Origin of the sequence: Nocardia sp. NBC_00565 (assembly GCF_036345915.1) — a bacterium.
In the GTDB taxonomy this organism is placed as follows: Bacteria; Actinomycetota; Actinomycetes; order Mycobacteriales; family Mycobacteriaceae; genus Nocardia.
Map to the genome: position 1 here is coordinate 7,449,229 of NZ_CP107785.1, position 23,975 is coordinate 7,473,203.

17 protein-coding genes are annotated in these 23,975 nt (G+C 66.2%); 12 read left to right on the top strand and 5 right to left on the bottom strand.

Annotated elements, in window-relative coordinates:
• Together OG874_RS34420 and OG874_RS34425 are read left to right on the top strand one after the other, a co-directional pair.
• Complete coding sequence (locus OG874_RS34420) at positions 1 to 549, top strand: dTDP-4-dehydrorhamnose 3,5-epimerase family protein (protein ID WP_330251226.1); 549 nt, start codon at positions 1 to 3, stop codon at positions 547 to 549.
• Positions 550 to 845: 296 nt separating this feature from the next.
• Positions 846 to 1,268 (top strand): MarR family winged helix-turn-helix transcriptional regulator, encoded by a 423-nt coding sequence (locus OG874_RS34425; protein WP_330251227.1) that lies wholly within the window; start codon positions 846 to 848, stop codon positions 1,266 to 1,268.
• Between the two features lies 1 nt (position 1,269).
• On the opposite strand, the gene OG874_RS34430 is transcribed toward OG874_RS34425, so the two are convergent.
• On the bottom strand, positions 1,270 to 2,142 hold the full coding sequence (locus tag OG874_RS34430) for a helix-turn-helix domain-containing protein (protein WP_330251228.1): 873 nt from the start codon (positions 2,140 to 2,142) through the stop codon (positions 1,270 to 1,272).
• Between the two features lie 225 nt (positions 2,143 to 2,367).
• On the bottom strand, positions 2,368 to 2,985 hold the full coding sequence (locus tag OG874_RS34435; RefSeq protein WP_330251229.1) for a DUF4282 domain-containing protein: 618 nt from the start codon (positions 2,983 to 2,985) through the stop codon (positions 2,368 to 2,370).
• 278 nt (positions 2,986 to 3,263) lie between these two features.
• Here OG874_RS34435 and OG874_RS34440 point away from each other — a divergent pair, with 278 nt between their 5' ends.
• From OG874_RS34440 to OG874_RS34450, 3 genes are all read left to right on the top strand, one after another.
• Entirely contained in the window at positions 3,264 to 3,746 is a 483-nt protein-coding gene (locus OG874_RS34440; protein ID WP_330251230.1) for a hypothetical protein, read from the top strand.
• Positions 3,747 to 3,907: 161 nt separating this feature from the next.
• Entirely contained in the window at positions 3,908 to 6,091 is a 2,184-nt protein-coding gene (locus OG874_RS34445; RefSeq protein WP_330251231.1) for a molybdopterin-dependent oxidoreductase, read from the top strand.
• Positions 6,092 to 6,302: 211 nt separating this feature from the next.
• Positions 6,303 to 6,929 carry a pyridoxamine 5'-phosphate oxidase family protein gene (locus tag OG874_RS34450; protein ID WP_330251232.1) on the top strand — a complete coding sequence of 209 codons (627 nt, stop codon included), beginning with the start codon at positions 6,303 to 6,305 and terminating at the stop codon, positions 6,927 to 6,929.
• Between the two features lie 18 nt (positions 6,930 to 6,947).
• Here OG874_RS34450 and OG874_RS34455 read toward each other — a convergent pair whose 3' ends face one another.
• Positions 6,948 to 7,475: a GtrA family protein gene (locus tag OG874_RS34455; protein WP_330251233.1), complete on the bottom strand. Its 528-nt coding sequence runs from the start codon at positions 7,473 to 7,475 to the stop codon at positions 6,948 to 6,950.
• A 152-nt stretch (positions 7,476 to 7,627) separates the two neighbouring features.
• Here OG874_RS34455 and OG874_RS34460 point away from each other — a divergent pair, with 152 nt between their 5' ends.
• The 6 genes from OG874_RS34460 (at position 7,628) to OG874_RS34485 (ending at position 18,061) form a co-directional block, all read left to right on the top strand.
• Complete coding sequence (locus tag OG874_RS34460; protein ID WP_330251234.1) at positions 7,628 to 9,082, top strand: FAD-binding oxidoreductase; 1,455 nt, start codon at positions 7,628 to 7,630, stop codon at positions 9,080 to 9,082.
• Positions 9,079 to 9,840: a decaprenylphospho-beta-D-erythro-pentofuranosid-2-ulose 2-reductase gene (locus OG874_RS34465; protein WP_330251235.1), complete on the top strand. Its 762-nt coding sequence runs from the start codon at positions 9,079 to 9,081 to the stop codon at positions 9,838 to 9,840. The genes OG874_RS34460 and OG874_RS34465 overlap by 4 nt, the downstream gene beginning before the upstream one ends.
• Positions 9,841 to 10,223: 383 nt before the next feature.
• Complete coding sequence (locus tag OG874_RS34470) at positions 10,224 to 12,323, top strand: galactan 5-O-arabinofuranosyltransferase (RefSeq protein ID WP_442943458.1); 2,100 nt, start codon at positions 10,224 to 10,226, stop codon at positions 12,321 to 12,323.
• A 225-nt stretch (positions 12,324 to 12,548) separates the two neighbouring features.
• Positions 12,549 to 14,360 (top strand): glycosyl transferase, encoded by a 1,812-nt coding sequence (locus tag OG874_RS34475; RefSeq protein ID WP_442943459.1) that lies wholly within the window; start codon positions 12,549 to 12,551, stop codon positions 14,358 to 14,360.
• A gap of 71 nt (positions 14,361 to 14,431) precedes the next feature.
• Positions 14,432 to 17,758 carry an arabinosyltransferase domain-containing protein gene (locus OG874_RS34480; RefSeq protein WP_330251237.1) on the top strand — a complete coding sequence of 1,109 codons (3,327 nt, stop codon included), beginning with the start codon at positions 14,432 to 14,434 and terminating at the stop codon, positions 17,756 to 17,758.
• A gap of 141 nt (positions 17,759 to 17,899) precedes the next feature.
• Entirely contained in the window at positions 17,900 to 18,061 is a 162-nt protein-coding gene (locus tag OG874_RS34485; RefSeq protein ID WP_330251238.1) for a hypothetical protein, read from the top strand.
• 175 nt (positions 18,062 to 18,236) lie between these two features.
• Here the strand turns inward: OG874_RS34485 and OG874_RS34490 are convergent, their stop codons facing one another.
• On the bottom strand, positions 18,237 to 21,602 hold the full coding sequence (locus OG874_RS34490) for an arabinosyltransferase domain-containing protein (protein WP_442943168.1): 3,366 nt from the start codon (positions 21,600 to 21,602) through the stop codon (positions 18,237 to 18,239).
• Between the two features lie 245 nt (positions 21,603 to 21,847).
• On the opposite strand from OG874_RS34490, the gene OG874_RS34495 reads away from it, so the two are divergent.
• On the top strand, positions 21,848 to 22,345 hold the full coding sequence (locus OG874_RS34495; RefSeq protein WP_330251239.1) for a peptidylprolyl isomerase: 498 nt from the start codon (positions 21,848 to 21,850) through the stop codon (positions 22,343 to 22,345).
• Positions 22,346 to 22,412: 67 nt separating this feature from the next.
• On the opposite strand, the gene OG874_RS34500 is transcribed toward OG874_RS34495, so the two are convergent.
• Positions 22,413 to 23,972 (bottom strand): acyl-CoA carboxylase subunit beta, encoded by a 1,560-nt coding sequence (locus OG874_RS34500; protein ID WP_330251240.1) that lies wholly within the window; start codon positions 23,970 to 23,972, stop codon positions 22,413 to 22,415.
• Positions 23,973 to 23,975: the final 3 nt, after the last annotated feature.

The window sequence follows — 23,975 nt, forward strand, 5'->3', positions numbered from 1 at the left end:
ATGGAGATCCGAGAGCTCGCGGTGCCCGGTGCCTGGGTGATCACCCCGCGCCAGTTCCGGGATGAGCGCGGCACATTCGTCGAATCGTTCAAGGCCTCGGAGTTCGAGAAGGTGACCGGGCGGCCGTTCGAGCTGCTCCAGGTCAACTGCTCGGTCTCGGCGGCCGGGGTGCTGCGCGGCATCCACTACACCGAGGATCCGCCGGGTCAGGCGAAGTACGTGACCTGTGTGCGCGGCGCGTTCCTCGATGTCGTCGTGGATCTGCGTCCCGGATCGCCGACCTATGGGCGGTGGGACAGTGTGGTGCTCGACGACCTCGACCGGCGGTCGATGTTCCTGTCCGAGGGGCTCGGGCACGCCATCCTGTCGCTGGAAGACGAGTCGACGGTCACCTACCTGTGCTCACTCGAGTACACGCCCGAATTCGACCGGGATATCGATGCCTTCGATCCGCGGTTGGCGATCGAATGGCCGAAGATCGGGCGCGACGGCACCGCGCTGACCTACCTGCAGTCGCCCAAAGACGCTGCCGCGCCGCCCTTCTCCTGAGCAACGCCGAACGTCACCGCGCCCGATGAGGGAGGGCAGCGGTGACGTTCGGCTTACTGTCGGCCGGAAGGGGATTCAGCCGACCAGCTCCAGCTCCGGCTCCTGCGCCTTGGCGCGCTTGGGCCAGTAAGCCGTCAGCGCCCCAGAGACGGGCAGACCATCTGATCGGATCGGTCGCCGTGGCGGCCGAAAGAGTTGCTGCAGAAGTCATGGGCGGAACATTACATGCGTGGTCATTAAATGCCAACACATTTAATGCGCTTGCATCAGCCCGCGTGGAGCACTAGGATGGGGCCATGTCGAAGCTGTCGACAACAGAATTGTCGGGGCGCACCGTAGCGCCCACCGGGTTGGTCGCCGAGTGGCGTGAGCTGCTCGACCGCCACGCCGCCGTGAGTTGCGCACTCGAAAAGGCACTGCAGGGCCAGCACGACATCGGACTCAGCGAGTTCGAGACGTTGGACCGGCTGATCGACGCCGACTGCGGCAACTACCGGATGAGCGACCTCGCCAACGACATCTACCTGAGCCAGAGCGCACTCTCGCGCGCGGTGGCGCGCCTCGAGCGCGACGGACTGGTCTCGCGCAGCATGTGCGCCGATGACCGCCGCGCTATTTTCGTCTGTCTCACCGAGAAGGGCCGCGAGGTCTACGAATCGGCACTGCCGACCCATCGCGACATCCTCACGCGCACCTGGGACAGCGGCCGGCAGTGCTGAGCTAGATACTCTCGCGGGCTTCTTCGATACCGGCGCGCCCGTCCACCGCGGCGGCCTTGATACTCGCGAAAGCCTTTCGGTACCGCTCGATTTCGTGTTCCTTGTCCAGGTACACCGGGCCGGTGAACGCCTCGACGTAGACCACCGGCGGCTCGCGCAGCTCACCTTGCGACTCGGCGAATTCGAGCAGTACGAACCGGCCCGAATCCATGCCGTCGTGATAGCCGGCGTCCGAGGGCACCAACTGAATTCGCACATTCGGCAGATCACACATGCGCCGCAGGTGGTCGAGTTGCTCGGCGGTCACCTCGGCGCCGCCGACGCGCCGCCACAGCAGCGCCTCGCTGATCACCACATCCAACTGCAGCGGTGCATCTTTGCGCGTGATCAACGCCTGCCTGGCCGAGCGCAGCCGCACTCGGCGATCGATCTCGGTCTCGGATTGCTCGGGTCGCGCGGAGCTCAGCAGCGCGCGGGTATAGGCCTCGGTCTGCAACAGTCCGGGGATCAGCTCGTTTTCATAGGTGGACAGGACGCGGGCGGCTTCCTCCAACCCGATGTACACCTCGAAACCCTCGGCGATCACATCGCTGTACCCGGTCCACCAGCCCCTGGCCTTGGTCTCCTTGGCCAGTGCGGTCAACGGTTCGACGAGATCGGTTGGCGCGCCATAGATCTTGCACATGGCCTCGACGTCCAGGCTGCGCAGCGAGGTCTGTCCGGTTTCGATGCGCCAGATCTTCGCCTCGGACCACTCGAGCTGCTGGGCCGCCATCCGGGTGGTCATCCTGGCTCGATTGCGCAGATCACGCAGATGCCGGCCGAGCTGCCTGCGCGGCATGGTCGATCCGGTGGTCCCCTGCGGTAAAGCCATGCTTCCCCCTCGCGCCGTGCGCCGACTCCATCCGGTTGACCTCCCGCGTCCGCCGGTCCGACGCATCTCCTACCGGATACCCGAAGTCGCTATCTGGACATCCGAACAGCATTGTTTCACAGCAAAACTGGCACAGGTCACGCTGGGTGTCCCTGATACGTCAATGGCGTATCGACGCCGAAGAGGGTTCCCGCTGGGGATGATCCGGCAATTAAGCCTAGTTTTCTACTTCCGTGTACCGCGTTTGCGGAAGCGCCAGAACTGCACGGCGCGAACGTCTTCGGAGAGCTGGTTGACCGGCTCCGCGACATCGGCGAGCGCCTGGAACAGATCGTCGGCGAGTTCGCTGATGTGCGCGACCCTGGTCGCCAGCTTGGACGCGTTCTCCAGGAATTCGAGCAGCAGGCGCACGACGGCCGCGATGGTCAGGCCGAGTGGGATCGCGATCACGCCGGTCAGCACGCCGAGGACTGCCGAGACCTGCCACATCAGCACCGTCAGCGCGATCGGGATACCGATCGCGAAGGCCAGGCCGAGTATGTAGGCCAGCGGCAGCAGTGTGCGAGTCGCCGGGCGGTGGAACTGCACATCGAGCAGACCGCGGGCCGCGTCGATACTCCACCGCCGGAACGCCTTCGGGCTCTCGAAGGGCTCGGCCGGTTCCTCGTCGGTGGACGCGGTGCGCGCGAACCGCTTCTCCTTCCAAGCGATCCAGCGTGATTCGGTTTCGTAGTCGTCCGAATTCGGCACGCCGACGTTCGGCACCCCGGCTCCGTTGGACTCATCGGGCCCACCCGTCGCCGGACCGCCACCGCCCACCGAATCGCTACGCGATGCATTCATATTCGCGATCCTTCCCCCAATTCGACCCCCCGCCAATAGGAGCGATCACACCTGCGGACCGCACCGCGAGTAGGGGCCGGCCGACGCGCGCGGCAGTGCCGAAAGGCACCGGCGTGGCTCGATCCGAGAGGTGTCTCGGTGATAGCCGACACATATCGGGTGAGACGAACCCGACACTCACCAAGATCTTTTGTACAACCCGTAACGCGCACCCCACCCCGCCCCGATACCACCCACGTATGCAGGACCCAGATCTTATCGGGGAATGGAGAAAGACAGTGCGCACCACGTTTCCGACTTCCGCATCGGCGGCAGAGATGACTGCCGCGGCGCAGGACTACATCCAGCGCGGGTGGACGATCGCTGAAACGGCCAACGGGATCTGCCTGATCACGGACGAGGACCTGTCGGGTATCGAGATCAGCGGTGAGCTGGCCGGTGAAGTTCGCCGGTTCCTGCGCGCGAACGACCTGTCCGGTCCGGTGATCGAGATCCCGGGTGCCGAGCGTCGCGAGATCCACCTGGTCACCGGCCTGCGCAAGGCCGCAATGGCGCTCGAGGCGCTGCGCGAGGCCGGCGCCACCGTCCACACCGGCGGCGAGGGCATCCCGCTGCCGCCCACCACACTGATGGCCGGCTCGGCCTCCTGGGGCGTCGCCCCGGGCGAGGCTCGCTGGATTCCGCCGGTAGTCGCGATCGGCGCGGCCGTGCGCTCGGCGCTCGCTCGTCGTGGCGCGACCGTCACCACGGTCGCCTGCTGAGCTCACGCACCAACCCGGGCGGGGTCGCACTGCCCTGACCGACAGTGACCGGTATCCGCTGATCGCGGATACCGGTCATTCTTGTTTCTTCGTCCGGGTCGACGGGGCGGGTATCGGTCGTTCGCGTTTCACATTCCGCGCCGACGCGCAATGATGGCTTTATGGCCCAGATCACTGCCGACTCCCGGACGCTGTTGCGGACCTGCCCGCTCTGTGAGGCCGTCTGCGGACTCGAAATCACCCTCGACTCGAATGACCATGTGACCTCGGTCCGCGGTGATCGGCAGGATCCGTTCAGCAAGGGGTTCATCTGCCCGAAAGGGGCCAGCTTCGGGCACCTCGACGAGGATCCGGATCGGCTGACCGAACCGATGATTCGAGACCGGGCGACCGATACCTGGCGGACCGCGTCCTGGACCGAGGCCTTCGAGCTGATTGCCGCGCGTTTCCCGGCGATCGTGGCCGAGCACGGAAATCAGTCCGCGGCACTGTATCTCGGTAACCCGAATGCGCATACCGTGGCGGGGGCGCTGTATGTTCCGGTGCTGATCCGTGCGCTCGGGACCAAGAATCTGTACTCGGCGAGCACTGCCGACCAGATGCCCAAGCAGGTGGCGAGCGGGCTGATGTTCGGCGATCCGCTGACCGTGCCGGTGCCGGATCTGGATCGCACCGACTATCTGCTCATGCTCGGCGCGAACCCGCTGGAGTCGAACGGATCGCTGTGCACCGCGCCGGATTTCCCGGGTCGGTTGAAGGCGTTGCGCAAGCGTGGCGGCAAGTTCGTGGTGGTCGATCCGCGGGTCACGCGGACCGCCAAGCTCGCCGACGAACACCTGTTCATTCGGCCGGGTAGCGATGCGTATCTGTTGTTCGGGATCGTGCATACGCTGTTCGAGCATGGGTTGACCGATGTGCGCGTCGAGGTCGCCGGGCTGGATGACGTGCGCACGGCCGCCGCGGATTTCACACCCGAGGTGGTCGCGGCGCGGACCGGAGTTTCCGCCGAGACCGTGATCCGGATCGCGCGGGAGTTGGCGGCAGCGCCGACCGCGGCGGTGTACGCGCGCATCGGTACCTGTACGGCCGAATTCGGCACGCTCACGCAGTGGCTGGTCGAGGTCGTCAATGTGCTGACCGGCAATTTGGACTCCCCCGGCGGCGCGATGTTCGCCGACGCCGCGGCGGGCGGCATCGTGCGCAGCAAGCCGTTCCGCACCGGACGCTGGGCCAGCCGAGTGCGCGGGTTGCCCGAGGCAATGGGTGAACTGCCGGTGGCCACGCTGGCCGACGAGATCGGCACACCGGGTGAAGGGCAGGTGCGCGCGCTGGTGACCGTCGCGGGTAACCCGGTGCTGTCCGCGCCGAGCGGTGCCCGGTTGGCTACTGCCTTCGCGCAGCTGGATTTCATGGTCAGCGTGGACCGGTACCTCAACGAGACCACCCGGCACGCGGACGTGATCCTGCCGCCGCCGCGGCCGGTGCAGTCGCCGCATTACGATTTCGCGTTGCTGCAGTTCGCGGTTCGCAACTACGCGCGGTACTCGCCGCCGCTGGTGCCGCTCGGGGATCGCCCTTCGGAGCCGGAGATCCTGGCGCGGCTCGGCTCGGCGCTGACCGGGCAGCCGCATTCGGCGGCCGACGAGCCGCTGGCCGCGGTGGACGAGCTGATCATCGCGGGCATGCTGCACAAGGCAGGCATACCGGAGCGGCGGCCCGAACTGATCGGCGCCAACAGCACCGAGCAGCGGATCGATCTGATGTTGCGGCTCGGACCCTACGGCGAATGGAACGGCGGCACGCTGAACCTGCGAGTGCTGCTGGACAATCCGCACGGTCTCGATCTCGGTCCGCTGCGGCCTCGGCTGCCGGGCGCATTGCGGACGGCGTCGAAGAAGGTGGAGTTGGCACCGCGGCCGTTGCTGGACGATATCGCGCGGATGCGGGCTCGGCTCGCGGACCCGGCACCGGATGTGGTGTTGATCGGTCGGCGTCAGCTGCGCTCCAACAATAGTTGGATGCACAATATCCCGACGCTGGTCAGCGGGTCGAATACCTGCACGCTGCAGATCAATCCGGCGGATGTGGCGCGGTTGGGGCTCGGCGATGCCGCGGTGGTGAAGTCTGCCGCAGGGACGCTGACGGTGCCGCTGGAGCCGACCGACACCATCATGGCGGGGGTGGTGAGTCTGCCGCACGGGTGGGGCCACGGTGACAGCACGCAGACCGTGGCTCGGGCGCATGCCGGGGTGAATGCCAATGTGCTGACCGATGATTCGGTGGTCGATGTGCCGTCGGGGAATGCGGTCTTCAATGGCGTTCCGGTGACTTTGACGCCTGCCTGAGGTCTGGTGGATCCGATCGGCCGTGGCTAAAGATTCCGGCCGGTCGGATTGTAGCTAATTCATGGAAACCCTTGTGGCAACCAAATATTCAGTGCATTCTCAACATGGATTTTGCAGCTTCGCCAGACTAAAATGGACGGGATTTCGGTTTAATCGCGGCTCGGCGTCGAGCCTCGCATGCGTGCGGATTCCAGCTACCAGAGGGGGCGAGATGCCCGGTACGAGTTGTGGCGGTGACGGTGAGCACGAACTACAGGATCGGTACGGTACGCAGGACCGGGCACAGCGCTTCTACCAGGACCAAGTACTCGATCAACTGAACCGGATGATGATCGAATTCATCGGCCGGATGGATATGGCGTTCATCGCCACCGCGGACAAACACGGTGAATGCGACGCCAGCTTCCGGGCCGGGTTGCCCGGTTTCGTACACGTCATCGATGAACGCACTATTGCCTATCCGGAATTCCGCGGCAACGGCGTGCTGGCCAGTCTCGGCAACATCCTGGAGAACCCGCACGTAGGCATCCTGCTAATCGATTTCGTCCAGGACCTGATCGGATTGCATATCAACGGGTCGGCCCGGATCGAGGACGATTCGGTGCTGCGCCGGACGGTGACCGACCTGCCCGCGAACTTCAAGGGCCGGGCCGCGCAGCGCTGGGTGGTGGTCGACGTGGAAGAGGCCTACATCCACTGCCGCAAGCACATCCCGCATCTGGTGCCCGCCGAGCGGGAGCAACGGCAGTGGGGGACGGACAATATGCGGGCGAAGGGCGGGGACTACTTCGGGGCGAAGGCGGAGCGGGAGTCGGCGGAGGTGTTGGCTCGGCGCTGATCCCCGGACCGGACCGGGTCAGCGGATCTTGAAGATGACCAGGCGTTGGACCACGAAGTTGATGACGGTGGCCGTGCCCTGGGCGATGACGAAAGCCAGGGGTTGACGCCACCAGTCGCCGGGGAGGGTGGCGTAGAGGACGGCGTTGATGCCTACCTGGACGGCGAAGGTGACCGCGTACAGGATCACCACGGCGATGAAGCGGGCGCGGCTGGGTGGGGCTTGGAAGGTCCAGCGGCGGTTGATCAGGTAGGCGGTGGTGGTGCCCGCGATGAAGCTGATCGACTTGGCGACGCTGACCGGCAGACCGATCAGGTTCAGCAGGAAGCTGTAGATCCCGTAGTCGACGATGGCCGAGAGGCCGCCGGTGAGGGTGAAGCGGACGATCTGGGTTTTCAGGTCGACCTCGGTACTGTTTTCGATTCGGCTCTCCCGGGGCCCTACGTGGTTACGCAGGCTACCTCCTTCGGGCCCGTCGCTCGAGCCGGCCGGCTCGTCGACCAGCGGCAGTTCGGCCGGGAGCGGCAGGTGGGGTTCGGCTTGCACGCGGACGAGCGTAGCGCCGGTGGCGGGGACGTGCGGATCGCAGCATCGATTGGACGGTTGTCCGGCGGACGGACGGGGATGTCGAGCCTCACATACTGAGGAGTACGGCGACGCCGACCGGAGATCGGCTCATGCATGTAGCCTCTATCCCGATGTCCACGAAAGCTCCGACCGCCACCACTACCGGTAACTCCGGCAATGTCGCCGACGGCACCTTCACGCTGCCGACGCGGACCAAGACATTGACCGGGTGGGGTCGCACCGCACCAACATCTTCCGAAGTGCTCTCGACGAGCGATCCCGAACTGATCGCCAAGGCCGTCGCCATGGTCGCCGAGGACAACGACTCCAAACCGGCTCATCTGCGTCGCGGCGTCATCGCGCGCGGACTCGGCCGATCCTATGGCGATCACGCGCAGAACGCGGGCGGCCTCGTCGTCGATATGACGGCGCTGAACAACATCCACCGGATCGATCGCGATACCCGGATGGTCGATGTCGACGGCGGCGTCAGCCTGGATCAGCTCATGAAGGCGGCGCTGCCGTTCGGGCTGTGGGTTCCGGTGCTGCCCGGCACCCGTCAGGTGACGATCGGCGGCGCCATCGCCTCCGATATCCACGGCAAGAACCACCACAGCGAAGGCAGCTTCGGCAACCACGTGCGCTCGATCGACCTGCTCACCGCCGATGGGCAGGTGCAGCACATCACGCCGAAGCGCAACGCCAAGCTGTTCTGGGCGACCGTCGGCGGCAACGGACTCACCGGCATCATCCTGCGCGCGACCATCGAAATGGTGGCCACCGAAAGCGCGTACTTCCTCAACGACGGCGTGAAGACCACGACCCTCGATGAGACCATCGCCGCGCACAGCGACGGCAGCGAGGCGAACTACACCTACTCGAGCGCGTGGTTCGACGTGATCAGCCCGCAGCCGAAGCTCGGCCGGGCCACCATCACCCGCGGCCGCCTGGCCAAGGTCGACGAACTCCCGAAGCGCCTGCGCGACAAGCCGCTGAAGTTCGATGCGCCGCAGCTGATGACGGTGCCGGATATCTTCCCGAACTGGACGATGAACAAGTTCACGCTCAAGTCCATCGGTGAGGCGTACTACGCCATGGGCGGCAACTACACCGGCAAGGTCCAGAACCTGACGCAGTTCTATCACCCGCTCGACATGATCGCGGAGTGGAACCGCGGCTATGGATCCAACGGCTTCCTGCAGTACCAGTTCGTGGTCCCGACCGAGGCGGTCGAGGAGTTCAAGCGGATCATCATCGATATCCAGGCCTCGGGGCACTACTCCGCGCTGAACGTTTTCAAGCTGTTCGGACCGGGTAATCCGGCACCGCTGAGCTTCCCGATGCCGGGCTGGAACATCTGCGTCGACTTCCCGATCAAGCCGGGTCTGAACGAGCTGGTGAGCGAGCTGGACCGCCGCGTCATGGAGTTCGGCGGACGGCTGTACACCGCGAAGGATTCGCGCACCACCGCCGAGACCTTCCACACGATGTACCCCCGGATCGAAGAGTGGATCAAGATCCGCCGAAGTGTCGATCCCACAGGCGTTTTCATGTCCGATATGGCGAGAAGGCTGGAGCTCCAGTGATTAATGCCGTAGGCAATCCGCAGACCATTCTGCTGCTGGGCGGAACCTCGGAGATCGGTTTGGCGATCTGCGCCGAATACCTGCGCAAGGGTGCGGCCCGCATCATCCTGGCCACACTGCCGGGTGATCCGCTGCGCGAGGACGCGGTATCGCAAATGAAGTCGGCGGGCGCGACCCAGGTCGATGTGATCGACTTCGACGCGCTCGATACCGAGAGTCATCCGAAGGTCATCGAGGCGGCCTGGGACGGCGGCGATGTGGATGTCGCGATCGTCGCCTTCGCCCTCGACGGCGATCCGGAAGAGCTGTGGCAGAACCAGCGCAAGGCCGTGCAGGTCGCCGGAATCAATTACACCGCGGCGGTTTCCGTCGGCGTGCTGGTCGGCGAGAAGTTGAAGACGCAGGGCTTCGGGCGGATCATCGCCATGTCCTCGGTCGCCGGTGAGCGGGTACGTCGCTCGAACTTCGTCTACGGGTCGACCAAGGCCGGCCTGGACGGTTTCTACCTCGGACTCGGCGAGGCGCTGCGCCCGTACGGCCCGCGCGTGCTGGTGATCCGGCCCGGCATGGTGCGGACCAGGTTCTCGGCGCACGTCAAGGAGGCTCCGCTCACCGTCAATAAGGAAGATATTGCGGCACTGGCGGTTTCGGCCTCGCAGAAGGGTAAGGAGCTGGTCTGGGCGCCCGGCGCCTTCCGCCTGGTGATGATGATCCTGCGCCATATTCCGCGCCCGATCTTCCGCAGGCTGCCCATCTGATTTCGTCGAGCCGCACCTCGTCGACCGCGCACCTTTTGCGCGGCACGGGTGCGGCTCGTCTGTATCCGCGACACGCGGCGCCGTGGACCCGGCGGCGAACTCGCGATAGCGGGTCCGGCAGCACCACGGGTCACCGCACCGTTTCGGTGGATACCATCGTCGCGGTTCGACCTTGATCTCAGCGGACCCGGAGACGGAGGCGTAGTGCGCGGGAACGAGCGCCGTCGGACAAATCGTCGCAGCGAGCGTGGCCTCGCCGCCGCGCGCCGGTACCGTGGCCGGGCATCGCTGCCAATCCGTCGCATCGTCGAAGGAGCACCCCGTTGAGCACAGTCACGGCAGAACGTGCCGAGCACTCCACACCGGAGCGCGGCCGGGGTGCGCTGTTGATCGGGCATATCGGGTCCGGGGTGGGCGAGGCGGTGCTGGCAGCTGTGGTCGCGGCGATTGTGGCCGCGGTTGGGCTCCTCGCGTTCTCGATGGTGCAGTGGCCCGCGTTCAACTCCTCGAATGTGACTCGCGCGTTGACTACGGTCGGGCAGCTCGGGGCCGCGGTCATTATCGTGGCGGCGATCTGGCTGGTGCGGGCGCGGCGGTGGCCGTGGGTGGCGAAAGCGCTGTCGTGGGTGGGGATTTCGACGTTCGTCACGGTTACCTTGGGGATGCCGCTGGCCGCGACCAAGCTGTATCTGTTCGGTGTCTCGGTGGATCAGGAATTTCGCACCGAGTATCTGACGCGGCTGACCGACAGTGCGGCGCTGCACGATATGACCTACGCCGACCTGCCGCCGTTCTATCCGGCCGGGTGGTTCTGGATCGGCGGGCGCGTGGCGAATGTGCTCGGCATGGACGGCTGGGAAGCCTTCAAGCCGTACGCGATCGGATCGCTCGCGGTGATCGCGGTGATCGCGCTCGTGTTGTGGTCCAACTTGATTCGCGCCGATTGGGCGATCGGGGTCGCCGCGGCGACGACCGCGGTGACGGTGGCCTACGCGTCACCGGAGGCCTACAGCGCCGTCATCGTGCTACTGCTGCCGCCCGCCCTGGTGCTGGCCTGGGGCGCGCTGTACCGGCCGCTCGAGGTGAGCGTCTGGACCGAACCGGCTGCCGAGCGCGCGCAAGCCGGCGGCGGGGTGTCCGCCTCCGCGGCGCGTCGTGAAAACGCGATCGATGACCTCCAGCGTGCGGACAGCGCGGCCGGGGGCAGCGCGGCGGGCACCGACCAAGCGACGGGCGATAGCGACCGCACGGCGGCGACCATCGCACCGAGTGGCGGCAACACGGCCGGGGGTTGGGGGGCGGTGATCGGGGCCGGGCTGTTCCTCGGGATGGCGGCGTCGTTCTATACGTTGTATTTCGCGGTCGCGGCGTTCGCGGTTGGGCTGATGGGTCTGGTTTCGGCCGGGCTCGCGGTGCGGGCGGCGAATCGTTCGGGTGGCGCGGGCTCCCGGTGGCGGGCCGCGGTGCCGCCGCTGGTGCGACTGGTTGTCATCGGGGCGATCGCCGGCGTGGTGGCGCTGATCGTGTGGCTGCCGTTCGTGTTGAAGATGCTCGGCGGGACGATGCCGGGTTCGGGGACGGCGTTCCACTATCTGCCCGAGGGTGGGGCCGAGTTGCCGTTGCCGATGGCGGAGATCTCGCTGTCGGGGGCGTTCTTCCTGATCGGGACGGCATGGCTGGTGGTGCGGGCCGCGTCGTCGCGGCGGGCGCAGGCACTCGGCATCGGCGTGCTGGCGATCTATCTGTGGTGCCTGCTGTCGATGGCGGCGACCGCGGCGGGGACGACATTGCTGTCGTTCCGGTTGACGCCCGTGCTCGAGGTGCTGCTGGCCGCGGCGGGGGCGTTCGGTTTCGTCGAGGGTGCGCGGGCGGTGTACCAGGCGTTCAACGAGCCGGGCCGGTTCCGGCTGGCCGTCGTCGTGGTGGCGATCGTCGGCGCGCTCGCGTTCACGCAGGACATCCCCCGCGTACTGAAGCCCGAGATCACCACCGCCTACACCGATACCGACGGCAACGGCGAGCGCGCCGACAAGCGCGCACCTGGTGCGGCGGCGTACTACCGCGAGATCGATGCGGCGCTCACCGCGCAGACCGGTAGGCCGCGGTCGGATACGGTGCTGCTCACCGCCGACACCAGCTTCCTTTCCTTCTATCCCTACTACGGTTTCCAGGCGCTGACCTCGCACTATGCCAACCCGCTCGCCGATTTCGCGGGCCGCGCCGCGACCATCGAGGCATGGAGCAAACTGGACTCCGCCGAAGCACTGGTCGACGCGCTCGACAAGTGCCCGTGGCGCGCACCGGACGCCTTCCTCTTCCGCAGCAGCGGCGACAACTACACACTGCGCCTGGCCAAGGACGTCTACCCCAACGACCCCAATGTGAAGCGCTACACCGTGGCGTTCCCGAAGAAGCTGTTCGCGGACCCGCACTTCACCACCACCGACATCGGCCCCTTCACCCTGGTGGTGGTCAACCGCTGACGTTCCTCGCATATGTGGTGAACGTCGCGCACAGGTTGTACCTTGTGCGGGCACTCACTCGGTCTGCGCCAACCCGATCGCTATCGGTTGCCAGGGTGCTCACGGGGTGGTTGGGTACGGTGGACGGCTGATCTGATCATCAATAGGGGAAGTTTCGTTTTGCAGGTCGAGGCACGAGAAGCAGTAGGCGTCGTTTCAAGCGGATCAGCACCGGCTGGCGTGTCTCTGGATCAGCTCGCACCGGAAAGAAAGCGGCGGCGGCCGCGCCTGCGGGTCGACCCCAGCGATCTGGTCGTTTCGGTGGGCTATCTGGCGTTGGCGGTCGCGGTGCTCTCGGGGCAGTGGCGCGATACGCAGAGCGGGTACCTGATCAAGAGTGGTCAGGACCAGACGATGTGGGAGTGGTTCTTCGCGGTCACCGCGCATTCGGTGGCGCATCTGGAGAATCCGCTCGGCACGAATCTGCAGAATTTCCCGGCCGGGGTGAACATGATGGCCAATACCGCCATGTTCGGGGTCGGGGTGCCATTGACGCCGGTCACACTGTTGTTCGGACCTACCGTCACCTTCGTGCTCGTGCTGACGCTCGGGCTCGCCTCCACCGCCTTCGCTTGGTATTGGCTGTTCTCCCGGGAGTTGGTGGGGTCCCGGCTGGCCGCCGCGATCGGCGGACTCTTCTGCGGCTTCGCGCCCGCGATGATCTCCCATGCCAACGCGCACCCGAATTTCGTCCTGCTCGTGCTACTTCCGGTAATCGCCCTGCTGCTGATCCGGATCGCGCGGCGAGTAACAGCTGTCGATGCGGAAAAGGTCAAGCCGCGCAGGCGAGTTCGGGACGCGGTCACGCTCGGCCTGCTCGTCGCAACGCAGATCGCACTCGGCGAAGAACCACTGCTGATCTTCGCGCTCTCCTTCGGACTGTTCGCCGTCGTGTACTACCTGCACACACCGCGCATGGGCTGGCGGGTGCTGCGGGCGCTGGCCCCGACTGTCGCACTGGCGACGGTCATCACGTTGATGCTCACCGAGATTCCGCTGTGGTGGCAGTTCTTCGGCCCGCAGAGTTACCGCTCGATCGACCACGGGCCGATGGGCAACGATCTGAAGGCGATCGTGCAGTTCCCCTCCGAATCGCTGGGCGGGATATTCCAGCCGGGACAGTACGTGGCGATCAACGACACCGAGCAGAACGCCTACTTCGGCTGGCCGCTGCTGCTGTTGCTCATCGTCACGGTGGCGCTGCTGTGGCGCGATCGGGTGGTCCGGGCCGCGGGTGTGGTGATCGCGGTCTTCGGTGTGCTGTCGCTGGGTGCCGAGGCCATGCTCGGCAAGCAGCCCACCGGAATCGAATTGCCATGGCAGTGGGCCGAAAAGATCCCGTTGCTCAATACCGTGCTGGAGACCCGGCTCACCATGGCGGCGATCCCGGCCATCGCGGCGGTGCTGGCGCTGGCGACCCAGCGGGCGGTCACGGCGTGGCGGCAGTCGCCGGTCGATTGGCGGCCGCTGGCGTGGTTCGCGGTACTCGCCCTGGCCGTGGTTCCGCTGGCCCCGACCGTGCTGCCGGTGATCGAGCGCGCGCCGACGCCGCAGTTCTTCGCCGATGGAACTGTCCGGAAGTACGTGAGCGGCGGCTCGGTCGTCCTGGTGCCGCCGCCGCGGCCCTTCGAGGCGCAGGCGTTGCGCTGGCAGGCCGACGCGAACTTCGACTTCCCGCTTGCCGGAGGCTATTTCGTCGGCCCGACCGGCGCCAAGAAGAAGGGCATCTACGGGCCGGACTTCCGCCCGACCACCGCCCTGCTGGTCGGTGCCCAGGACTCCGGCGTCATCCCGCCGATCGACGACGAGACGCGGGCGCAAGCGCTGGACGATCTGCGATTCTGGGAGGCCGATGTGGTCGTGCTGCCCGCGACCAAGAACTCCGACGTGCTGCGCACGACCGTGAGTCAGCTGCTCGGCGTCGCGCCGCGCCAAGTCGATGACGTGTGGCTCTGGGATGTCCGGCCGCTGCGCGAGGACAGCCAACCGCCGCAGTAGCCGCAGTGGCATGGGCCGTGGGTCATCTCGGTGGCGGGGATCACCGGCACGGGTGGCTAGCATGGTCCCTCGTGCGACCGGACCGAACTTCTGCAGCGTTCACCCGCAACCGCCTGATCGCCCTCGTCTCCGGACTTCTCGGATTCGTGCTGGCGCTGCTGACACCGTTGCTGCCGGTGAAACAGGACCAGGCCGCGCTCGACTGGCCGCAAGCGGGCCGCACCAATGTCGAAGCGCCGCTGGTGTCGTATGTGCCGCTGCGACTGGATGCGACGCTGCCGTGCACGGTGATCGGCGCCGCCGGATCGGGCACGGTGGTGTCGACCATTCCGGTCGCCTCGGGTCAGGCCAGTGCCAAGGGGCTGATCGTCTCGGTCGCCGATGGCACGCTCTCGGTGCTGCAACGCGATGTCCCGCTGCTGTCCGCGCCGGTCGCGGAGATCGCCGGATGCGAGTCCGTCACCATCAGCTCCACGGCGGCCGCGACCTCGGTCGAATTCGTCGGCGCGAAGCGGCAGGACGGCACGCCCTTCCGCAACACCATCACCCGCGATATCCGCCCGCAGATGGTCGGTGTGTTCACCGACCTCGACGCCGCGCAACTCGACGGTGTGAAACTGCACGCCGATATCGATTCACGCTTCTCCTCGACCCCGTCCGTGCTGAAGCTCGGGGCGATGATCGCGGCGGCGGTCCTCACGATCGTCGCGCTGATCGCACTGCATCTACTCGACAACGCCGACGGCAGGCGGGCCCGGCGCTTCCTGCCCGCGCACTGGTGGCGATTCACGCTGGCCGATGCGGCCATCCTCGGCATCCTGGTGCTGTGGCACTTCATCGGGGCGAACACCTCCGACGACGGTTACATCCTGAATATGGCTCGCGCCTCCGAGCATTCGGGGTACATGGCCAACTACTACCGGTGGTTCGCGGTGCCCGAGGCGCCGTTCGGCTGGTCCTACGAGGTGCTGGCCTGGATGACCAAGGTCTCCGACGCCAGCCCCTGGATGCGGCTGCCGACACTGGCCGCCGGGATCGTGTGCTGGCTGGTGATCAGCCGAGAGGTGCTGCCCCGCTTGGGCGCTCGCGTGCGCAGGCACAAGGTGGCGCTGTGGACGGCCGGGCTGGTCTTCCTCGCGTTCTGGCTGCCCTATGACAACGGACTGCGGCCCGAGCCGCTCATCGCCGCCGGTGCGCTGCTGACCTGGTGCTCGATCGAGCGGGCCATCGCGACCGGGCGGCTGCTGCCCGCCGCGGTCGGTGTGCTGATCGCGGCGTTCTCGCTGGCGGCCGGTCCGACGGGGCTCATCTGTGTCGCGGCAATGATCGCCGGCTCGCGACCGGTGCTGCAGATCATCATTCGACGAGCACGCGATGCCGCGGGCACGCTGGCTGGGAATGCGGCCCCCTCCGCTACCGAGCCGGGGGCGGCGGATGACGAGCCTGCCGACCACAGCACCTCGCGTCTGGCCACCTTCTTCCGGTACGGGGCGCTGCTCGCGCCGGGACTCGCGGCCGGAACTCTCGTGCTGGTCGTGGTTTTCGCCGATCAGACACTGGCAACGGTCATGGAGGCGACCCGGGTGCGCACGCTGGTCGGGCCGAATGTGGCCTGGTTCGATGAGCGGACGCGGTGGGATTCGCTGTTGATGCTCTCACCGGACGGTTCGCTGGCGCGGCGCTTCGGTGTGCTGATCATGCTGCTGTGCCTGCTGGTCTGCGTGCTGCAGGTGCTGCGCAAGGGGCGGATTCCCGGTACCTCGCGTGGGCCGTCGGTGCGGATTCTCGGCATCGTCTTCGCCTCGCTGCTGCTGATGATGTTCACGCCGACCAAGTGGACCCATCACTTCGGCGTGTACGCCGGACTGGCCGGGTCACTGGCGGCGCTGGCGGCGGTCGCGGTGAGCACCAACGGGATTCGCTCGCCGCGTAACCGGGCGCTGTTCGCGGCGGCGGTGCTGTTCCTGCTGGCGATCACCTTCACCGGATCCAACGGCTGGTGGTATGTCTCCAGTTACGGTGTGCCGTGGTGGGATAAGGCGCCACTGATCGCAGGCAAGGGCCTGTCGACGCTGTTCCTCGGGCTCAGCGGGGTGGCACTGGTGGTGGCGGTATGGCTGCACTATCGCGAGCCGTACCGCGCGAAGACCGACGCGCAAGGGCGTTTCGAGCGTTACGCCTCGGCACCGTTGACGATCGCGGCCGCACTGCTCGTGCTGTTCGAGGTCGCCTCGCTGGCCAAGGCGGCGGTCACCCAGTACCCGGCGTACTCCATCGCCAAGTCGAATCTCGAATCGCTGAGCGGCAATACCTGCGCGCTGGCCAACGAGGTGCTGGTCGAGACCGACACCGCGAACTCACTGCTGCTCCCCTATACCGGCTCCCCCGCCGACGGATTGGCCGCGGAATCGAAGGGATTCACCCCGAACGGGGTGGCCGCCGACCTCACCGCCGATGCTGAGGAAACCGTGTCGGGCGGCGCGAATTCGATCAACAAGGATTCGAAGAACAAGACCACCAACACCACCGGTGCAGGCACCGGCGGCGGCACCAGCCAGCAGCCCGGAATCAATGACAGCACAGTGGCATTGCCGTTCGGCCTGGATCCGGCGCGGACGCCGGTCCAGGGCAGCTACCAGGACAGCGAGCAGCAGCAGGCCAAGCTCACCTCGCAGTGGTACCGGCTCGACCTGACCGACAGCATGCGCCACGACCCCGCCTACCAGGTGCTCGCCATCACCGCGGCGGGCCGGATCCGCTCGGTCGACGCCGACGGCGTGGTCACCTACGGGCAGGAACTGCACCTGGAGTACGGCGTCCGCGGACCCGACGGCGAGGTGCGGACGCTCGGTTCGGTGGATCCGCTGGATATCGGCCCCGCACCATCCTGGCGCAATCTCCGTGTGCCACTGGATAAATTGCCCGCCGAGGTCAATGCGGTGCGCCTGGTCGCGGTCGACAACGACATCACTCAGAAGCAGTGGCTGGCCCTCACCCCGCCCCGGCTGCCGCATCTGGCCACCCTGAATTCCGTGGTCGGCGAGAGCGATCCGGTGCTGCTCGACTGGCACGTCGGCCTCGCCTTCCCCTGCCAGCGCCCATTCGACCACCATGACGGCGTCGCCGAGGTCCCCGACTGGCGCATCCTGCCCGACCGCGTCGGCTCCGACGCCTCCAACGCCTGGCAGGACGATATCGGCGGCGGCCCCCTCGGCTGGACCGGCCTGCTCCTGAAATCCCAGACCATCCCCACCTACCTCACCCACGACTGGTCCCGCGACTGGGGCTCGCTCGAAAAGTTCACCTCCTACGCCCCCACCGCCCATCCCGCAACCATCACCACCACCGTCGAACCCGTCAACGGCTGGACCAAGACCTCCCCCATCCGAGCCCGGTGAGAACCCCGAGGTCAGGAAGGCGACGGAGTTGGGTTTTGTTCGCGTCTCGGGCAGGTTACGACAGTGCACCAGCGTGACCATGTCGTAAATGTTGAAGCTGAAATCCTTCCCAGGAGGTGGAGGAACCGTAACCTTTTATGCATGACCGCGGCCTTCGATGATATGGATCTGCGCGACCTCGTCGGACTGCTCACCGAAGAAGAACAACGGGAGCTTCGACCGGCGGTGCTGCGTGTGTTATCCCGCCAACCCTCCCAGGAAATCCTTCGCCGTGAGCTCGGCCTACGCATGACAAAGGTCTGAGCTCACCGCACCACCAACCACACCCACACCTGGCCGTCGCAAGGGCGCGAATCGCCCTCGGCGGCCTTTTCGCTGTCGAGAGCACGTCAATGCGTCCTCGACCAGCGACCGGAAACGACAAAGCCCGTCGATCGACAGAACGTCGATCGACGGGCCTGCGTAACAGAGCAGCGGGTCAGAACACCCGCAGCTGTCCGGGCGACCAGAGCCCGGACCTGGTGGCCGTGCTGGTTTCCAGCTTCGCGGGGGTCGCGCTGTAGTACTGGTCGTACCGCTCCAGCGAACCCCAGTCGCGCGCCCAGTCGTTCTTCATATACGTCGGGATCGTGCTCGACTTGGACAGCATCTGCGAGAAGCCGAGCAGACCGCCGAACTCCTCGGCCTGCCAGGTATTCGTCGAGCTGATGGCCAGCGGCCGGTCCGGCAGGATGCGGTAGCCGGGCACCTCGGCGACGCCGTTCTTGTGATCCAGCGGCCGCTGGCACGGGAACTGCAGACCGACCGCCCAGTCGAGCAGCACCGGCTGCTCGGAGCCGATGAAGGTGTTGAGCGACGCCAATTTCGGCATCCGCGGCGGCGTGAACGCCAGCCACTGATCGCCGATCAGAATCGGGTCATTGGCGACGATGCGCACCGCATCGGCATCCGGCGCGATCTCGTCGAGCGGGACGCGCAGGTTGCGCCACGACGGGAACGGGCCGATATCGCGCGGCAGATAGGTGCCGAGCATCTGCACGCTGCCGTCGGGCAGGTGCTTGCCGTAGTCGACGGTCAGCGACTGGCCGTACCTCATGTCGCCGGTGTCGTCGACGGACAGGATGCGGCCCGCGGCCGAAATGACAACCAGTGGATGATCATCCGAGCGCGGCGCCAACTGGTACCAGCTGGACACCAGATGCGCGGGCTGCTGCACACCGTTCTGGTAGCTGCCCATCACCGGCGTGGTCGCCGGATCGAGACCGAAGGGCAGGGTGGCCCGGCTGCCGTTGACACCGGTGACGCCGAAGCCGCCGTCGGTGCCCGCGTTCTGTCCGTCCGCGCCGACCGGGCCGACCGACTGCGTGGAGGTGTTACCGGTGCCCGGCTTCACCTCGATGGAGTCGGCGCTCAACTTCTCCGGCACGCCATTGGGATCGAAACCGACCGGATCCGCACCGGCCAGCGGATCGCCGTCCTTCGGCGGATTCGCCGGATCGGCGATCGGCGTCAACATGCCGTTGCCCTTGTTCACATCCGATTCCACCAGCACGTCATTGGCGAGACCGCACGAACTACCCTGCAGCGAATCGAAATTCGAACGCGCCAGCGAGTAGGCCGGGTACTGCGCCGCGGCGCCCTTAACCAGCGAGAACACCTCGAGCAGCACCATCATCGCAGCGACCACGGTCAGCGGGATGGCGGCGAACTTGCGAATCCGCTTGCCACGCACCGACTTCGCCGACGGCTGCGGTTTGGCGTAGTCCTCGCGCAACGTGGACCAGCCGACCAGGGCCAGTGCGAACCCGAACAGCACGAGCATCAGCGTGTTCGACTGGTAGCCATGCAGCGAGATCCGCTTGTCGAACCATGGCACGCCGAAGCTGGACACGTACCAATAGCCGTTGATGCCCGAGAACGCGATCGCCAGTACGAACAGCAATCCGGCGAGGAATATCGCGCGATTCTTCCTGGCCCGCAAGGCACTTGCCGATACCGCCACCGCCGTCACCGCGGCCAGCGATCCGGCGATGCCCGCGTACGCGCCGAAGTGGTGGGTCCACTTCGTCGGGTTGAACATCATGAAGAAGATGGTGCCGAAGACAACGCCCATCAGCCGCCAGGTCGGACCGCTCGCGATGCCGGGCACCAGCCTGCGCCGCAACAGCACCAGCATGGTGGTGAACAGGCACAGCAACATGATCAGGAAGGCGAACCGGCGCGACAGCGATCCGTCGACGGTCTCCACGAACAGGTAGTAGTAGCGCAGGTAGTCCTCGTACCAGGCCAGGTTCGGGCCGGTCACCTGACGTACCCGGTTGGCCTCTTGGATACCGGCGAAGGTCTGGTCGCTGTAGACCACGATCAGCACCAGCAACCCCGCGGCCGCGATCGGTGCGAGCAGCGGCAGTGTCGAACCCCATTTACCGGCACCCTGCGCGGCCAAGTGGCGGTGCCTGCGCACCACGATCCGCACCAGCGGCCGAATTCCGGCGAGCAATGCCGCCACACACATCAGACCCGTCGGTGCGGCCGCCAAGGTGAACGCGGCCACCAGAATCGCGATCGCCGCCGGCAACAACCGACCGGTCGCGATGGCCCGCTCGATCGACACCCAGGTCAGCAGCGCACCCAGTGCGACGATCGGCTCCGAACGCAGACCGTTGTCGAACGGCAGCCAGAACGCCAGGAAGACCAGTCCGCCGGTCCACAGTGCCACCTTGCTGTTGCGCACACCGCGGCCGAGACGGGGCACCACCTCGCGGCTGATGACCATCCAGCACAGGATCGCGCAGAACAGCGCGGGCAAGCGGACCCACGGGCTCGCGGTGGAGATCTCCGAGAAGATCTGGACAACGTAGTAGTACCAGCCGAACGGCGCTTCGGGCACGCCGTACCAGCGGAAGTAGTTGGCCATATAGCCCGCGTGCGGTGCCACCCGGACCATGCTGAGGATATAGCCGTCGTCGGAGGTGTTGGCGCCGACGAAATGCCACAGCAGCAGCGTGCCGATGACCGCGCCGTCCGCCCAGGTCGGCTTCAGCCAGTTGGCGGGCAGGAACCGGCGGTGCCCGCGCCCGTCGCTGCCGTCGAGCTTGGCCAGCGCGCCGAGCGCGATCAGCGTGCACAGCACCGCCGCGATCATCGCGATCAATTTGACCGGAGTCGGGCTGGAGGAGAACCGCGTATCCACCGTCATGTGGAACGACAGTCCGGTGGGCACCGCGCCCTTCAGATCGGTGAAGACGCCGACCACCTGCGGCCGCAGATCACCATTCAGCTGCCCCTCGACCGGTACCGCGACCTTCTGCGCCACGCCGGGCGCCGCACCCTCGACCGGCCGCTCGACCATCGTGGTCAGGCCGCCGAACGACGCCCTGGTCCGATTGATATCGGAGCTGATGGTGATCGCGCCGCATTCGCCCATCCGCGCGCGCTCGGCCGAGGCGACCACGGCATTGCGGTCGATCACGTCCACCGTGGCGTCGGAGACCCGCACGAACATCGCCTCCAGCGACGCCCGGTCACCCTGCGGCGGCGCGGTGGCCAGCAGCATGCCGCCGTAGCTCGGCAGCTGATCGACCGCGGCGCACGGGATGCTGGCGTCGAGGTCGATCGGCACCTGCGACATCAGCGGTGCCTGCACGCTGCCGAGCGTGCCGCCTTGGGGCCAGTTCAGCGTCGCGGTCGTCTGGCTCACCGGTAAGAACGGAGCCGCCAGCGCGAACAGCGCACCGAGTACGCCAGCGACCAGCGCGACGAGGCGCGCGGTTCGGAAGTCGCTCGGTGCGACTTCTGGCGCGGCGGGCGGTTTTGTCAAGACAGCAGTAGCGGCGTCGGGCACGGTTCGCAATGCTAGCTGCACGCGTGTCGCCACGGGCGATGGCTGCACACAAGTTGCGCTCCGCTCCCAGCAACTTCTGAGACGACTCCAAGGTGGGCTGCCCGAACTCCCTGTTGAACGCGGAAAAATGCCGCCGAAACCGGATTCATCGGAGGATGCGCGAAGCGGAGCGGCTATTGGAATAGGGCAGAAAAGGTGACCCCGAAGTGCTGACCGGTAACGGGCACGATGGAAAGGTGGGGGGTATGACAAAGGTGAATCTCGAAACCAACTACGGACCGATCGTGCTCGAGCTCGACGATGCGAAGGCACCGGGCACCGTCGCGAACTTCGTGAATTACGTGAACGCGGGCCACTACAACGGCACCATCTTCCACCGCGTCATCCCCAACTTCATGATCCAGGGCGGCGGTTTCACCCCCGACATGCGTCAGAAGGGCACCCAGGCCCCGATCCAGAACGAGGCCAACAATGGCCTGAAGAACGACAAGTACACCGTCGCGATGGCGCGCACCAATGATCCGCACTCGGCCACCGCGCAGTTCTTCGTCAACGTCTCCGACAACGGCTTCCTGAACCACTCCGCGCCGACCCCGCAGGGCTGGGGCTACACGGTCTTCGGCAAGGTCGTCGAGGGCACCGAGGTGGTCGACAAGATCGCCGCGGTGTCCACCGGCAACAGCGGAGGCCACCAGGACGTGCCGCAGGACGACGTCATCATCGAGTCGGCGACCCTCGCCTGACTTCGGCTGCCACGGAACGGAATCGGGCTGCTCCCTTCGGGGCGCGGCCCGATTCTGCCGCTGTTGGTCAGAGTGGGAGCAGGTGGTGTTTGCGTGGGTTGCGGATGAGGGATTTGTCGCGCAGCAGGTGTAGGGCGCGGCGTATTTCCAGGCGGGTGGTCGCCGGTTCGATGACGGCGTCGATGTAGCCGCGCTCGGCGGCGACCCATGGTGTCGCCACCGTCGCGTTGTAGAAGTCGATCATCTGCTGACGCACGGCGGCACGCTGCTCCTGCGGCGCGGCCTCGATCTGCTTGCGCCCGATCAGACTGACCGCGCTCTCCGCGCCCATGACCGCGATCCGGGCCGTCGGCCAGGCCAGATTCACGTCCGCGCCGAGCTGTTTGGAGCCCATCACCGCATATCCGCCGCCGTAGGACTTGCGGATCACCACGGTCACCTTGGGCACGGTGGCCTCCACGTAGGAGAACAGGAAGCGGCCACCGCGCTTGATGACGCCGATCTTCTCCTGTTCCACCCCGGGTAGGAATCCCGGTGTGTCCACGACGAATACGAGCGGAATGTCGAACGCGTCGCATAGGCGCACGAAATGCGAGGCCTTATCCGAGGCCCTGGCGTCCAGCGCACCGGCGGACACCATCGGCTGATTCGCGACCACGCCGACACTGCGCCCGTCCACCCGCGCGAAGCCGGTGATGACATTGCGCCCGGCCGCCGCGCCGATCTCATGGAAATCGCCGTCGTCGAAGATCCGCAACAGGATCTCGTGCATATCGTATCCGGCGTTATCCGAGTCCGGCACAATGGAATTCAGTTCCAAATCCGAGCTGGTGAGTTCCGGCTCCAGACCCGGATTCACGACCGGCGGCACTTCCTGGCAGCTCGTCGGCAGGAAGCCCAGATAGGCTCGCACCCATTCGAACGCGGCCTGCTCGTCCTTGGCGATATGGTGGATATTGCCGTACTGCGCTTGGCTATTCGCGCCACCGAGTTCCTCGAGGCTGACATCCTCGCCGGTGACCTCGCGAATCACATCGGGCCCGGTCACGAACATGTAGGCCTCTTCGGTGGCCACCACCACGTCGGTATTGATCGGCGCGTACACCGCACCGCCCGCACACTTGCCGAGAATCAGCGACACCTGCGGCACCATGCCCGAAAGCGGTTCGACCTTGAGACCGAGCTGGGCGTACCAGGCCAGCGACGTAACAGCCTCCTGCACGCGCGCGCCACCGGAATCGTTGATACCCACTACGGGGCAGCCGACTTTCCCGGCGTACTCCATGATGTTGGCGACCTTACGGCCGAACATCTCACCGACCGAACCGCCGTAGACGGTCTGATCGTGGGAGAACACCGCGACCGGCCGACCCTCGACCAGACCGTGCCCGGTCACCACACCGTCACCGTAAAGCGCCGATGGATCACCCGGCTTGCGCACCAGCGCACCGATTTCCACGAAGGTACCCGGATCGAGCAGCATATTTATCCGGTCGCGGGCGCTGGGAATTCCCTTGTTCGCCCGCTTCTGCACCCCCGCTTCACCCGCCGGTTCCTGCGCTAATTCCAATCTCTTGCGCAGGTCGGCGAGTTTCTCGGCAGTCGTGTTCACTTGGTCTCTCTTCATCAG

Bases quoted from the DNA above. Each gene is read 5' to 3' on its own strand.
- OG874_RS34500 (WP_330251240.1), bottom strand. From the start codon at position 23,972: ATGAAGAGAGACCAAGTGAACACGACTGCCGAGAAACTCGCCGACCTG.
- OG874_RS34430 (WP_330251228.1), bottom strand. From the start codon at position 2,142: ATGGCTTTACCGCAGGGGACCACCGGATCGACCATGCCGCGCAGGCAG.
- OG874_RS34425 (WP_330251227.1), top strand. From the start codon at position 846: ATGTCGAAGCTGTCGACAACAGAATTGTCGGGGCGCACCGTAGCGCCC.
- OG874_RS34460 (WP_330251234.1), top strand. From the start codon at position 7,628: ATGTCCACGAAAGCTCCGACCGCCACCACTACCGGTAACTCCGGCAAT.
- OG874_RS34445 (WP_330251231.1), top strand. From the start codon at position 3,908: ATGGCCCAGATCACTGCCGACTCCCGGACGCTGTTGCGGACCTGCCCG.
- OG874_RS34435 (WP_330251229.1), bottom strand. From the start codon at position 2,985: ATGAATGCATCGCGTAGCGATTCGGTGGGCGGTGGCGGTCCGGCGACG.
- OG874_RS34420 (WP_330251226.1), top strand. From the start codon at position 1: ATGGAGATCCGAGAGCTCGCGGTGCCCGGTGCCTGGGTGATCACCCCG.
- OG874_RS34485 (WP_330251238.1), top strand. From the start codon at position 17,900: ATGACCGCGGCCTTCGATGATATGGATCTGCGCGACCTCGTCGGACTG.
- OG874_RS34495 (WP_330251239.1), top strand. From the start codon at position 21,848: ATGACAAAGGTGAATCTCGAAACCAACTACGGACCGATCGTGCTCGAG.
- OG874_RS34450 (WP_330251232.1), top strand. From the start codon at position 6,303: ATGCCCGGTACGAGTTGTGGCGGTGACGGTGAGCACGAACTACAGGAT.